A 13,338-nucleotide genomic window follows, 5' to 3' on the forward strand; every position below is an offset into this window, starting at 1 on the left:
GGCCTCGCCGGAGCGGCGGGCGCGGCCGCGGCCTGGGCGGGCCTCGCCGGAGCCTGGGCGGCCGGAGCCGGGGCGGCCTGGGTCGTGGTCACCGCAGCCCCCGCGGCTGCGGTGACGGCGCTCTGGGTGGGATCGCCCGCCGTGCCGGGAGTGCCCGGCTTGTAGTCGGCGAAGAAGTCCCACCAGGCACGGTCGACCGAATTCGGGTCCTGGAGGTACTGCTGGTAGATCTCGTCGACGAGCCATTCGTTGGCTCCGAAGGCGGCCGCAGGGTTCTTGCCCTGCCCGTCTTCGTCGGTCGAGATGCTCGCGTTACTGGGGGACTGAGACGACACGGCGTGAACCGCCCTCTTCCGCTTCACAAGGTGATGGACAGCGGGAATCAAGGCTACGCCTACCAGGCCTTCAGGTGCAGGCCGGGCGTGCCATCGTCGTGCACATCACATCCGACGGCGGGTTTCGGCGTATGAAATGGCGGGAAACAAGCGGGGTTCCATGGTGGCAGGGCACACAACACCCCGGTGACAACCGGACTTCGGCCCTCACCTCGTGCTTCTGCGGTCACCACGACGTACCCCTCGCGTACCCCGGCACTTCTCAGGGCCTCGCAGTTCGAAGCCTACGTCAATCGTGCGTTCGGGGTGTTCCCGGAAGAGTGACGCGTATCAGGCAGCCGCGAGCCGATTCGGCCACTCCTATCCGGCCGCCGTGCAGATCCACCGCCCAGCGCGCGATCGCCAGACCGAGCCCCGTACCGCCGTCGCTGCCGGGGCCGTGCGGGGAGGGCGCCGTACCCCGGTTGAACCGCTCGAAGACCCGGTGCCGCTCCTGCTCCGGGATCCCGGGACCTTCGTCCTGGACCTCCAGTTCCAGCGACTCGGGCCCGGTGCCGCGCCGCGCCCGTACGGTGACCCGGCCGTGCGGCGGACTGTGCTTGACGGCGTTGTCGATGAGGTTGGCGACGACCTGGTGGAGCCGCTCCGCGTCGGCGTGCGCGGTCAGTTCGGGCGGCGACACATCGAGATGCAGATGCACGTCCGTACGGGTGTGACTGCTGGAGCCGGACCCCATCGCGCGCCGCGAGGCGGCCAGATTGGCCTCCTTGAGCACTCCGGAGAGATACGGCCACACCTCGAAGCGCTGCGCCCTGAGCGGTACGACGCCGTTGTCCAGCCGGGACAGATCGAGCAGCGTCTCGGTCAGCCGGCCGAGCCGCTCGGTCTGGCGCAGGGCCGTGCGCATCGTCTCGGGATCGGCGGCGGACACCCCGTCGACGACGTTCTCCAGCACGGCGCGCAGGGCCGCGATGGGGGTGCGCAGCTCGTGCGAGACATTGGCGATCAGCTCCTTGCGGTGCCGGTCCTCCGCCTCCAGGTCGTCGGCCATGCGGTTGATGGTGGAGGCGAGGTCGCCCAGCTCGTCCTTGCGGTCGGCGCCGCTGACCCGGCGGGTGTAGTCGCCGTGCGAGATGCCCTTGGCGACGGTGTTCATCTCGTCGAGGGGCGCGGTCAGGCCATGGGCCACGAACTGGGTGATCAGCAGGGTGGCGATCACCGAGAAGACGGTGATGAAGCGCAGCTCGGTCTCGGTGCGCAGGGCCACCATCAGCAGGCCGGTGGTGATGAAGACGGAGACGACGACGAGGGTGCCGAGCTTGGCCTTGATGGAGAACGGCCGCAGACCGGTGCCCTCGGGGTTGCCGGACGCCGGCGGGCTCATGGCGCGGGGGTCTCCAGCGCGTACCCGACCCCGTGCACCGTACGGATCCGCTCGGCGCCGATCTTCCGGCGCAGCGCCTTGATGTGGCTGTCGACCGTACGGGTCCCGGAGGCGTCCGCCCAGTCCCACACCTCGGCGAGAAGCTGCTCCCGGGAGAGCACCGCGCGCGGGGTGTTCGCCAGGCAGACCAGCAGATCGAACTCGGTCGGCGTGAGATGCACGTCCTCGCTGCGCACCCGCACCCGGCGCTGCGCGTGGTCGATCTCCAGCTCGCCGAGGCGCAGGATGCCGCTGCGCGGAGTCACCGCGGCGAGCGCCGCGCGCTCCACCCGGCGCAGCAGCACATGCACCCGCGCCGCCAGCTCCCGCATGGAGAACGGCTTGGTCATGTAGTCGTCGGCGCCGACCCCGAGGCCGACCAGCATGTCGGTCTCGTCGTCGCGCGCCGTCAGCATCAGCACCGGCACCGGGCGCTGCGCCTGGACCCGGCGGCAGACCTCAAGGCCGTCGAAGCCGGGCAGCATGACGTCGAGGACCATCAGGTCCGGCTGCCAGGCCTCGGCCGCGTCGACGGCCGCCGGGCCGTCCGCCGCCGTCTGGACCAGAAATCCCTCGGCCCTCAGCCGCGCTGCGATGGCGTCGACGATCGTCGTGTCGTCCTCGACGACCAGGACCCGGCGCTGGGCGCCGGGCGTGGCCGCCACTCCGTTGTGGCTGGTGTGTGTCTGCTCCATCGCCCGCCCCTGGTACGCGTTCCGCGATCCTTGATCCGGCGATCCACATTCCCGATGAGGATGTGGATCGATGTGTGTGTGGTGCAGCGTAGAGGCAGCGGGAGCTTCCCGGCTACGCAGTGCGAACACCGAGATGGACCACGTCGGGTACGCCTCGGGCAACCTGGATCTCTTCCTCCCGTACCCCGGTGAAACCGGCATTCCGCAACGCATCGCCGAAGGCCGCGGAGGGCTGGGCCGACCATACGGCGAGTACACCGCCTGGTTTCAGCCGCGCCCGGCAGGCGGCCAGACCGTCGGCCGCGTAGAGATTTCCGTTGCCTTCGGTAACCGTCCAGTCCGGCCCGTTGTCGATGTCCAGGCAGAGCGCGTCGTAACGTTCCGTGGCGGTCCGTACGTACTCGACCAGGTCGGCGCGGACGATCTCCACCCGGGGGTCGGCGAGCGCGGCGGCCGAGATCCGGGCGAGCGGGCCCTCGCGGTGCCAGTCGATGACGGCCTGCTCGCGCTCGACGACCACGATGCGGCCCCAGCGGGGGTCGGCGGCGGCGTGCGCCAGCGAGAATCCGACGCCGAGTCCGCCGATGAGGACGGACGGCGGGCTGCTCGGCGTCCGGCCGCTCGGCGACGGCAGGGTCGCGAGGGCGGCGTCGATCAGCAGCCGCTCGGAACGGCCGTCCGAGGTGTCCATCAGGAAGCACCCGTTGGCGATGATTTCCAGCCGCTCGCCGCGCTGCCGCAGAACGATCTCGCCGTACGGCCCGTCACGCCGGTCGAGGGTGACGGGGGCGGGGAGGGTGGACGGGGGTGCGGGCATGCTGGCCTTTCCGCCGGGCGGGTACGGACGACGTCGCCGCCATCCTTACGCTCAGAGTCGGAAGGGGCCAAACCGGTTCCGTCGAATTCTCACCGATCTCACCGGTCTCACCTGCTCTCGCGTCGCGCACCCCGCCAGGCGTACAGCGCGGCCCCGCCGACGTACGCGACCACCGCGGTCACCCATGCCGCGGCCTGCGGTCCCGGCTGCATGGGCCAGGCCCAGACGGCCGCGGCGCCGCCCGGCGTTCGCGGTGCCGACAGATAGGTGCCGCTCACGTACACCGTCATCGGCAGCCAGCTCAGCCGCGCCCCGAGGAGGGCCGCCGCCGCGGCCGTGACGCCGGTGGCACCGAGCAGATTGCGCACGATCGCCAGGGCCCCGAACTGGTCGGGACGGCCGGGTACGGCGAGCGCGAGGCTCGCGGCCGCGAGTGCGGTCAGTACGAGCAGATGGGCCGCCCGCCGGGGCCACCAGGGGCGTACGGCCGTACGGTCCAGCTCGTCGCTGTGGGTGTACAGCCCGGTCCCGATCACCCCCGCCGCGAGCAGCGGAGCGAGTACCACGACCGGGACGCGGGCGCTCGGGCTCGCGCCGAACTGCCGCTGCGCCTGGAGCCAGTACGCGGCCCACGCGGCGACGAGCGCGATGCCGGCGAGGGCGGTGAGGGTGGCGGGGAGGACGCGGGTGCGGGCGTAGAGGGTGTACAGCGTGAACGGGGTCGGGGGAGTCGTTTTGGTCGTCATCGTTGTGGTCATGGGGCCGGGATGGTGTCGGGGCGGCAGTGGTCGGCGGCCAGATAGCGGGTCAGGTACGCGCGGCCTTGCTCGGCGTCCATCGCTTGCAGCCGCTTGAGGCGGGCCGTCACTTCGGGCGATCGGGAGGGGCTGAAGTCCGGGCGCGGGGCGAGCCATTGGCCTACGGCGTGGTCGATGTCGGTGACCTGTGCGTAGCTGACGGCGTCGGAGGCGGTCCGGTTGCAGTCGTCGTCGAGAAGTTGCCAGGTCGCGTCGTTCGCGTACGAGCCGGGGTCGGCGAGTCGGCCGCGTACGGCCGGCTCGGCCGGGGTCGGCAGCCGTACGTCCCCCGGGCGGGTGTCGCTCCCGTACGGGCCGTCGATCCAGCGGGCCGGTGCTCCGGGGACGCCGCGCAGTTTCGCGTTGAGACCGGCGAGCGCGGCCGAAATGCCGGGCAGCAGTTTCCGGTCGACAGCTGTCACGCACACCTGCGGTGAGCCGTCGTCGCAGACGAGTCGGGCGGCCTGCGGGTCGGGGTACCAGACCGCGTCCCCGGTCCGTGCGATCGGCACGGCGGCGGCGACGGCCAGGGCGAGCGGCAGCAGCGCGAGGGCGCGGTGCCGGGCGGCGTACGCGAGCAGTGCGGCGAGGGCGAGACCGCCCGACCACACGGCACTCGCGGGGCCGAACCACCACACCGGCTGATCCCACGTATAGCTGTGCTGGACGGCTGGATCCAGCCAGCGGGCAGGGGAGTCGCTGTACAGGGGAATGGCCAGGCCGACATAGGTGACGGCCGCGAGCATGGGGGCGGCCAGCCGCCACGGAACCAGCCGGCCGGCGACGAAGCCCAGCACTCCGAGGGCGCCGAGGACCACGGCGTCCGCGCCGATCAGCGAGACGAACGGCCGGCTCCCGCTCGTATACGGCCAGGCCACGAGCAGACACCCGGCCGCGGCGACGAGGTACCCGACGACCGGCCAGCACGCGGCGGGCGCCACGGCGAGCAGCACCTGCCGCAGCCGGGTACGGGGAACCGACCCCCACAGCTCCTCGGTGCCCCGCCGCCGTTCCCGTCCGCCCTGCCAGCACCCGACGGCAACGGCCAGCGGCCCAGAGATCAGCAGCGCGACGGCCCGCAGGAGATCGGTGACATCGCCCCACCGCCCCTCCCAGCCGGCCGGCTGGGAGTACATCGTCACCCCGATGACAAGCGCGCTGGCGATGCCACCCCAGGGCCCGACACCCCGGAGGAGCTCGGCCCGAAGGGGTGACGCGGCGCGGGGGACGGCGGTGCCGGGGGCAGCGGATGTGTCGCGGGTACGGGGGGTGCCGGACGGGGCAGGGGCGCCAGGCGCGTCGGCGCGGCCGTCGGCCTCGGCGGTGCCGGACGGGCCGGGGCCGGCAACGGCGCCCGGGGTGTCGGGCGGGCCTGTGGTGCCGGTGGTCTCCGGGGTGTCGAGGTCGCTCATCCGTGCCTCCCCGCGGCCGGTCCGGGCGCCGTCGCCGTCGCCGTGCGGTGGGACCGTAGCGCTGCCGTGTAGCCGCGTTCGATCGGGTGGTCGCCCGGTTCGCCCGTCTCCATGCCCAGTGCCGTCAGCTCCGTCGTCGTACCGCGGAACGCGACCCGGCCCGATTCCAGCAAGGTGACCTCCGAGCAGGCCGCGGCGACGTCCTCGACCAGATGTGTGGAGACGATGACCGTGGAAGCGGTGCCCACGTCGCGGAGCAGTGCTCTGAATTCGACGCGCTGCTCCGGATCGAGACCGGCGGTCGGTTCGTCGAGCAGCAGCAACTCCGGCTCGTTCACGATCGCCTGCGCGATCCCGACCCGCCGCACCATCCCGCCGGACAGCGTCTTCACCTTGGCGTCGATACGGTCCGCCAGCCCCACCCGTTCCACCGCGCACGCCACCGCCTCCGGCACCCCCGCCGCCGGCATCTCCTTGAGCCACGCCACGTACGAGACGAACTCGCGGACCGTGAACCCCGGGTAGTAGCCGAAGTCCTGCGGGAGATAGCCGAGCCGCCGCCGTACCGCCGAGCGGTCGTGGTGACGGGAGACATCGCGGCCGAGCAGTTCGACCCGACCCGCGGCCGGCGCGGCGACCGTCGCCAGCACCCGGATCAGAGAGGTCTTGCCGGCGCCGTTCGGGCCGAGCAGGCCGTGCACGCCGGTGCCGAAGCCGAGGTCGACCGCGTCGAGCGCGACCGTACCCCGATGCCTGACGGTCAGCCCGAGTACGTCCACCCCCGTCCCCACCGCCACTCCCATTCCGCCCGCCGTGTCCCTTGCCGTCATGCGCTTTCCCCTTGCCTCATTGCCGTCTTCACGTCCTGATCCGTCGTGATCCGTCTGCTCATGCGCCCTGCCCACGCGCCTCATACGCGCCCCGCGGCGCCGAACCCCGGGTGGTCGAACGACCGCCGCCGCAGCACCAGCAGCCCCGCGCACACCGCCGCGCCCACGGCCCAGCCGCCCTGCGCCGCCGCGCCGTCGAGGAACCGCGTCAGATACGCGGACAGTTCGGCCACCGGCAGCGGTGAGATCCCGACCGCGTCCCCCTGCCGCGCCGTCCCCAGTACGGGTACGGCGAGCGCCACCGCCCACACCGCCGCGACCGTGCCGGCCGCCGTACGGCACCCCACGTACGAACCGAGCACCAGCGCCGCCAGCGTCAGCGCCAGCCCCGGCAGCAGCCAGGCCGCCGCGCCCGGCACCGCACCCGAGGCAGGCAGCACCGCCCCGGTCAGGGTGAGCAGGGGCAGGCTCACCGCCAGTACGGCGGCGGTACGGGTCAGCAGCAGCCGCAGCCCGCCGCCCGGGCTGGACGCGCCGATCTCGTACATCGGGTCGACGTGCTGTCCGTACGACACCGCCACCCCGGCGAGCGGCAGTACCGGCGCCAGCGCCAGCAGCAGCGGTCGCGCCCCGTCGAACCCGGCGCCGTACGCCAGCCCGACCGCCCCCGCGGCCACCAGCACCAGGGCCACCAGCCAGGAACCGCGCAGCGCGGGCCCGGCCGCCCAGAGAACGCGGGCCACGAGCCCGGTCCGAGGGGCCCCGGTCCGGGGGGCGCTCGTGCGCGGCGCGGGTCCCGTTGCGGCCGTCAGCACCGCCGCTCTGACCTCGGCGAGTACGGGACCCGCGGCGCCCCTCCGTACCGCCGCGGACACCCGTACCGCACACGCGCCGCACGACTCGACGTGCTTCTCCAGCGACCAGGCGTCGGGCTCGGGCGCGGAGCCGGCCGCGTAGGCGGCGGCCAGCGCGTCGTCCACATGCCAGGTGCGCCCGGTGCGCGCGGTGTCCTTGGGGCGCTTTCCGGCGTTGTTCATGCCGTACCTCCCATCGGGGCGATCCCGTCCAGCGCGGCCCGCAGCTCCTTGCGGGCCCGTGCCGCACGGGACTTGACGGTTCCCTCGGGTATGCCGAGGAGCCGCGCGGTCTCGCGGGTGGTGAGGCCGTCGACGACCGTGGCGCGCAGGACCTCGCGGAGTTCGGGGGATATCCGGTCGAGCGCGGCGCCGACGTCCCCGTACTCCAGCCCGGCCAGCACACGCTCCTCCGCGGAGGGCGCGACGGTGCCGGGCTCGTGCTCGGCCTCCGCCCGGTCGGCCCGCTCGGCCCGCGCCCGCGCGCGCTCCGCGTCCACCAGCCGCCGCGCGGCGATCACCCAGAGCCAGCCGCCGGCCTCGCCGCCGCGATGGCTCGCGGCTGAGCGCCATACGGTGACGAAGGTGTCCTGGAGGACTTCCCGTACGGTCTCGGGATCCCCGCACCGCCGCGCCAGCCGCGCGAACAGCCACCCGGCATGCCGGTCGTACAGCACACCGAGCGCCTCCGAGTCCCCCGCGCCAACGGCCCGCAACAGATCCCCGTCATCCGGCTCACCCCCCATGGGGCGGAAAAATCTCACACCCCCTCTATCGCCCACCGAACCCCACCCGGTTCACGTCGCCCCGCGCCGATGCCGCAGCCCCGGGAAGCCATCGCCCGTCCCCAGCGTTCACCCCACACAGCCCCTCCCCCGCAGTCGCAGTGCGATCGCTCAGAGCGAACGCCCCTGAGGGAACATACAGAGGCTCACAAGCATTGAGTCGGTATAGCTCAACTTGACTGCCGAAGGGGAGATCATGGCTGCCATGTCCACACCGCTCACGCTTCCCGTGCTGCCGCTCGACGACGAGGTCGTGCTGCCCGGCATGGTGGTGCCTCTTGACCTGTCCGATGCCGAGGTCCGGGCCGCTGTGGAGGCCGCGCAGGCCGCCGCTCGGGCCGGGGACGGGGGCAAGGGCAAGCCGAAGGTGCTGCTCGTGCCGCGCATCGACGGGACCTATGCCGGGACCGGCGTGCTCGGGACCGTCGAGCAGGTCGGCCGGCTCTCCGACGGCGACCCCGGCGCCCTGATCCGGGGGCGCGGCCGCGTACAGATCGGGGCCGGTACGACCGGGCCCGGCGCGGCCCTCTGGATCGAGGGGCTGAGCATCGACGAGACCGCCCCCGACCCGCTGCCCGGCGCGGTCGTCGAGCTGGTCAAGGAGTACAAGGCGCTCGCCACCGACTGGCTGAAGAAGCGCGGCGCCTGGCAGGTCGTGGACCGCGTCCAGCAGATCGAGGACGTGTCCGCGCTCGCCGACAATTCCGGTTACTCACCGTTCCTCTCCACCGCCCAGAAGGTCGAGCTGCTGGAGACCACCGACCCGGTCGCCCGGCTGAGGCTCGCCACCGAGCAGCTCCGCCACCACCTCGCCGAGCAGGACGTCGCCGAGTCCATCGCCAAGGACGTCCAGGAGGGCGTCGACAAGCAGCAGCGCGAGTTCCTGCTGCGGCGCCAGCTCGACGCCGTACGCAAGGAGCTGCGCGAGCTGAACGGCGAGGGGGACGAGGACGAGTCCGGCGACTACCGGTCCCGTGTCGAGGCCGCCGATCTGCCTGAGAAGGTACGGGAAGCCGCGCTCAAGGAGGTCGACAAGCTGGAGCGCGCCTCCGACCAGAGCCCGGAGGGCTCCTGGATCCGCACGTGGCTGGACACGGTCCTGGAGCTGCCCTGGAACGAGCGTACGGAGGACGAGTACGACATCCGCGGCGCGCAGGCGATCCTCGACGCCGAGCACGCGGGCCTGGAGGACGTGAAGGAGCGGATCACCGAGTATCTGGCCGTGCGCAAGCGGCGCGCGGACCGCGGCCTCGGCGTGGTCGGCGGCCGGCGCGGCGGCGCCGTACTGGCCCTGGTCGGTCCTCCCGGCGTCGGCAAGACCTCGCTCGGCGAGAGCGTGGCGCACGCGATGGGACGCAAGTTCGTACGGGTCGCGCTCGGCGGCGTACGGGACGAGGCGGAGATCCGCGGGCACCGGCGTACGTACGTGGGCGCGCTGCCCGGCCGTATCGTCCGGGCGATCAAGGAGGCCGGTTCGATGAACCCGGTCGTCCTGCTCGACGAGATCGACAAGGTCGGCTCCGACTTCCGCGGCGACCCGGCCGCGGCGCTGCTCGAAGTCCTGGACCCCGCGCAGAACCACACCTTCCGCGATCACTACCTGGAGGTCGAACTCGACCTGTCCGACGTGGTGTTCCTCGCCACGGCGAACGTCCTGGAGGCCATCCCGGAGGCGCTGCTCGACCGTATGGAGCTGGTCAGGCTCGACGGCTACACCGAGGACGAGAAGATCGTCATCGCCCGGGACCACCTGCTGCCCAGGCAGCTCGAACGCGCGGGCCTGGAGCCCGGTGAGGTCACGCTGGAGGACGAGGCGCTGCGCAAGCTGGCGGGGGAGTACACCCGCGAGGCGGGCGTACGGAACCTGGAGCGCGCCATCGCACGGCTGCTCCGCAAGGTCGCGGCCGAGCACGAACTGGGCGACCGCGAACTGCCGTTCACCCTCGGCGCCGGGCATCTGCGCAAGCTGATCGGCCGGCCGCACCATGTGCCCGAGTCCGCGCAGGACCCGGCCGAGCGGCGTACGGCGGTGCCGGGCGTGGCCACGGGCCTCGCGGTGACCGGCGCGGGCGGTGACGTCCTGTACGTGGAGGCGTCGCTGGCCGATCCGGAGACCGGCGCGTCCGGGCTGACCCTGACCGGACAGCTCGGCGATGTGATGAAGGAGTCGGCGCGGATCGCGCTCTCCTTCCTCCGCTCGCGCGGCGCGGAACTGGAGCTGCCGGTGGCCGACCTCAAGGACCGCGGCGTACACATCCACTTCCCGGCGGGCGCGGTCCCGAAGGACGGCCCGAGCGCCGGCATCACAATGACGACGGCGCTCGCCTCGCTGCTCAGCGGGCGGCTGGTCCGTACGGATGTCGCCATGACCGGCGAGGTCTCACTGACCGGCCGCGTGCTCCCCATCGGCGGCCTCAAGCAGAAGCTGCTGGCCGCCCACCGCGCGGGCATCACAACGGTCGTGATCCCGAAGCGCAACGAACCCGACCTGGACGACGTCCCGTCCGAGATCCTCGACAAACTGGACATCCACCCGGTCACAGACGTCCGCCAGGTCCTCGACCTGGCCCTGACCCCGGCGGAGGCCCCGGAGGCCCTGGTCAAGACGGCGGCCTGACCTCCGTACGAACAAAAACGCCCGCGGCCGGAACCTCAGAAGGGTCCCGGCCGCGGGCGTACCTCCGCCTGTGCGCGACCGGGATACGCCCACGGCGGGGCGGTCCCGGTCGTGCGGGGCCGGGACCGCCGGGGTGGTGGGGGTCAGCCGTTGGCCAGGGCCTGGACTCGGTCCAGGGCGCCGTTGAAGCGGTTGTGGTCGCCCACGATCGGGCCCGTCGAGGTGTACTGCCAGATCGTCTGGAAGCCCCAGCCGGCCGGGAGTTCGCCGACCGTCGTGTTGTAGCGGGCGATCCAGAGCGGGTACGTGCTGCCGAAGCCCGCGTAGTTGCCGGTGCAGTCCTTCCACCAGCTCGTGGCCGTGTAGATCACGGCGTCACGGCCGGTGCGGGCCCGGTAGGTGGTCAGGAACTCGCGGATCCAGGCGACCATCTGGGACTGCGTCTTGCCGTAGCAGGCCGCGCCGTACGGGTTCCACTCGATGTCCAGCACGCCCGGCAGGGTCTTGCCGTCGCGCGACCAGGCACCGCCGCCGTCGGCGAAGTAGTTGGCCTGGTTGGCGCCGCTGGAGTCGTTGGGGGTGGCGAAGTGGTACGCGCCACGGATCATGCCGATGTTGTACGAGCCGTTGTACTGCTGCGCGAAGGAGGGATTCTTGTAGTAGTTCCCCTCGGTGGCCTTGACATAGGCCCACTTCACACCGCTGTTCCACAGCGCCGGCCAGTCGACGTTGCCCTGGTGTCCCGAGACGTCCACGCCTTCGGTCTGGGCGACGCGGTTCGTACGGGGCAGACCGCCCTGGCCATCGTGTTCGATTACGCCCATGCCCATATGGGCAGAGCCTCGTGCGGGGGTGTTGTCGGCCGGCGGGCCCGCCGGGATGTCGGCGGCGCTCGCCGTACCCGGCAGGGTGAGGGCGAGCGCGGGGACGGTGAGGAGCGCGGCGGCCGCGGCGATGAGTGAGCGGCCGGTCGTTCCGGATCTGTGCACGGGCATTGCGTGCCTCCGAAGACCTCGTGGGGGGAGTGCGCGTGATGGGTCGACATGTGGTGGGGATGGACATGTCACTCATGAAGCTACGCACGTAGACCAGGTGACGGAAGGGTGCCACGCGGCTGCCGTTGGTATAAACCTGCGAAATACTGGCCGAGCTGCGGCAACAGTCGTCGGCAAAAGAAACTTTCAGGAGCGGAAAAGCGCGCGATGGGTGCTGACGTGCACGGGAGCAGTACGGAAAATGAACCGGAGCAGGGCCGGTGGAATGGTGTGGACCACGAATTCCTGGCCCTGGAGCGGGAACTGGCGGTCTTTTTGCGCCGCGCCCGCGCCAATTCCGGAGAGATGGCGCGCGCGGTCCATCCCGATCTGGAACCGGCCGCGTACGGACTTCTCGTACGGCTGGAGGAGACCGGCGGCCAGCGCGCCACCGAGCTGGCCGCGTACTTCGGAGTCGGCAAGGCCACGATGAGCCGGCAGCTCCGCGCCCTGGAGGAGCTGCGGCTGGTCACGCGCGAGCCCGATCCGGCGGACGGGCGCGCCTGGCTCATCCGGATCACCGACGAGGGCACGGCCCGCTTCCGGCGGGTGCGGGACGCGCGCCGCGCGATGTACGTACAGAAGCTGGCGGACTGGGACCGCGCGGAGATCGCCGAGCTGGCCCGGCTGCTGAACCACCTCAACAAGCGCGCGGAGAGCTGAGGGACGGGGCCCGGCGGTGGGCGCGCGCCTCTCGCAGGCCCGCCCCGGCCGCTCCCGCCGCCGTACGGCTACGACCTGCCGCCCCCGCCGTACGTCCGGCCAGCTTCCCGCGCCGCCCCCTCACAGCTCCACGAATGTCACCGTCGCGTCGTCGCTCGGCTTTCCCCGTCGGAACGCCGTCCCCTCCGGGTCCGCGTACTCCGCCGCCCTGACCCGGTCGATCAGTTCCTGCGGGCCGCTCTTCCGTACCAGCGCCAGGCAGTCCGCCCAGCCGCCCTCCCGGAAGACCTCCACCCAGCGGGCCGCGCCGTCCGTCAGGGCCAGCAGGGACCGTACCTGCGCGGCCGGTGTACGGCCCGTCACCGCCCGCACCGCGACCTCCGGGTCCGCCGCCGCCGTGAAGAAGCCGCCCTCCGCGTTGCGCAGCGCGTCCGCCGAGGCCACCGTGCGCAGCGCCTCGCGCGGGACGCGGCCGAGGCGGTCGTCCAGCACCGCCCGTACCGCGCCGTCCGGCGACTCCAGCAGCAGCGTCGAATCGGACAGGACCAGATGGTCGACACCGTCCCCGTCCCAGCGCGCCAGTACGACGGTTGCCTGGGGGGTACGCACGTGAGAAAGGTCACATGTGTCGTGGTGTGCGGCCGCCGTACGGGTGATCGAAACGGCAAGGATTTCTGCCAGTGTCATATCCCAGCGGGAACCGGACAGTTCGGCGAGCGCCCCGCCCAGCCGCGCGGTGAACCAGGGCACACCATGCACACAACCGTCGTCCCCCGCCGGCGGGGTCACCCCGTCCAGTACGACCAGCGCACCACCCCGGCCGACGGCGGGCAGAGTCACGGATGTCCAGTCCTCATTGGGCCTCGCGGCGGCCCCCGGCGCGCTGGCCAGTTCGATGCGCATGATGTCCAGTCTGCACGATTCCACCAGTGGACCCCATGACTCCTTCACGGTCTCTGCACGCGCTGTCCGTGGACTCGTACGGCCTGGTCAACCACTGTCATTCGGTCAGAATGAACGCGGTACGAGGGCGGGGTGGAACGGTGCTGACAGCGACCGGCGAGCTGCGGGCGCGC

The 13,338-nt window shown here is 72.1% G+C and carries 13 protein-coding genes; 2 read left to right on the forward strand and 11 right to left on the reverse strand.

The window, feature by feature from the left end; genetic code table 11:
* The 9 genes from ACFU9P_RS14035 to ACFU9P_RS14075 all read right to left on the reverse strand — a co-directional run.
* The coding region (locus ACFU9P_RS14035) for a hypothetical protein (RefSeq protein ID WP_384080091.1) at positions 1 to 335 on the reverse strand (335 nt) is incomplete at its 3' end.
* Between the two features lie 289 nt (positions 336 to 624).
* Complete coding sequence (locus ACFU9P_RS14040; RefSeq protein WP_376382075.1) at positions 625 to 1,719, reverse strand: ATP-binding protein; 1,095 nt, start codon at positions 1,717 to 1,719, stop codon at positions 625 to 627.
* Entirely contained in the window at positions 1,716 to 2,453 is a 738-nt protein-coding gene (locus ACFU9P_RS14045) for a response regulator transcription factor (protein WP_046508857.1), read from the reverse strand. The genes ACFU9P_RS14040 and ACFU9P_RS14045 overlap by 4 nt, the downstream gene beginning before the upstream one ends.
* Before the next feature lie 112 nt (positions 2,454 to 2,565).
* Positions 2,566 to 3,270, reverse strand: a complete 705-nt coding sequence (locus ACFU9P_RS14050) for a spermidine synthase (RefSeq protein WP_384080095.1) — start codon at positions 3,268 to 3,270, stop codon at positions 2,566 to 2,568.
* A 107-nt stretch (positions 3,271 to 3,377) separates the two neighbouring features.
* The gene (locus tag ACFU9P_RS14055; protein ID WP_384080098.1) at positions 3,378 to 4,028 is read right to left on the reverse strand and encodes a hypothetical protein; all 651 of its coding nucleotides are present in this window, start codon (positions 4,026 to 4,028) and stop codon (positions 3,378 to 3,380) included.
* Positions 4,025 to 5,479, reverse strand: a complete 1,455-nt coding sequence (locus tag ACFU9P_RS14060; RefSeq protein ID WP_384080100.1) for a hypothetical protein — start codon at positions 5,477 to 5,479, stop codon at positions 4,025 to 4,027. Before ACFU9P_RS14060 ends, ACFU9P_RS14055 begins: the two co-directional genes overlap by 4 nt.
* Complete coding sequence (locus ACFU9P_RS14065) at positions 5,476 to 6,282, reverse strand: ABC transporter ATP-binding protein (RefSeq protein WP_384080998.1); 807 nt, start codon at positions 6,280 to 6,282, stop codon at positions 5,476 to 5,478. Before ACFU9P_RS14065 ends, ACFU9P_RS14060 begins: the two co-directional genes overlap by 4 nt.
* Positions 6,283 to 6,389: 107 nt before the next feature.
* Positions 6,390 to 7,346: a zf-HC2 domain-containing protein gene (locus tag ACFU9P_RS14070; RefSeq protein WP_384080103.1), complete on the reverse strand. Its 957-nt coding sequence runs from the start codon at positions 7,344 to 7,346 to the stop codon at positions 6,390 to 6,392.
* Entirely contained in the window at positions 7,343 to 7,909 is a 567-nt protein-coding gene (locus ACFU9P_RS14075) for an RNA polymerase sigma factor (RefSeq protein WP_384080106.1), read from the reverse strand. The genes ACFU9P_RS14070 and ACFU9P_RS14075 overlap by 4 nt, the downstream gene beginning before the upstream one ends.
* A 235-nt stretch (positions 7,910 to 8,144) precedes the next feature.
* Between ACFU9P_RS14075 and lon the strand changes: the two genes are divergently transcribed.
* Positions 8,145 to 10,565, forward strand: coding sequence for an endopeptidase La (gene lon / locus ACFU9P_RS14080; protein ID WP_384080109.1), 2,421 nt, complete (start codon positions 8,145 to 8,147; stop codon positions 10,563 to 10,565).
* 143 nt (positions 10,566 to 10,708) lie between these two features.
* On the opposite strand, the gene ACFU9P_RS14085 is transcribed toward lon, so the two are convergent.
* Positions 10,709 to 11,560, reverse strand: coding sequence for a lysozyme (locus ACFU9P_RS14085; protein ID WP_384080112.1), 852 nt, complete (start codon positions 11,558 to 11,560; stop codon positions 10,709 to 10,711).
* Between the two features lie 207 nt (positions 11,561 to 11,767).
* On the opposite strand from ACFU9P_RS14085, the gene ACFU9P_RS14090 reads away from it, so the two are divergent.
* A complete protein-coding gene (locus ACFU9P_RS14090; RefSeq protein ID WP_106409741.1) occupies positions 11,768 to 12,262 on the forward strand; it encodes a MarR family winged helix-turn-helix transcriptional regulator in 495 nt (164 codons plus the stop codon).
* 120 nt (positions 12,263 to 12,382) lie between these two features.
* Here ACFU9P_RS14090 and ACFU9P_RS14095 read toward each other — a convergent pair whose 3' ends face one another.
* Complete coding sequence (locus ACFU9P_RS14095; protein ID WP_384080115.1) at positions 12,383 to 13,165, reverse strand: hypothetical protein; 783 nt, start codon at positions 13,163 to 13,165, stop codon at positions 12,383 to 12,385.
* Between the last annotated feature and the right edge of the window lie 173 nt (positions 13,166 to 13,338).

It is taken from the genome of Streptomyces sp. NPDC057617, from assembly GCF_042800555.1.
Taxonomy (GTDB): Bacteria; Actinomycetota; Actinomycetes; order Streptomycetales; family Streptomycetaceae; genus Streptomyces.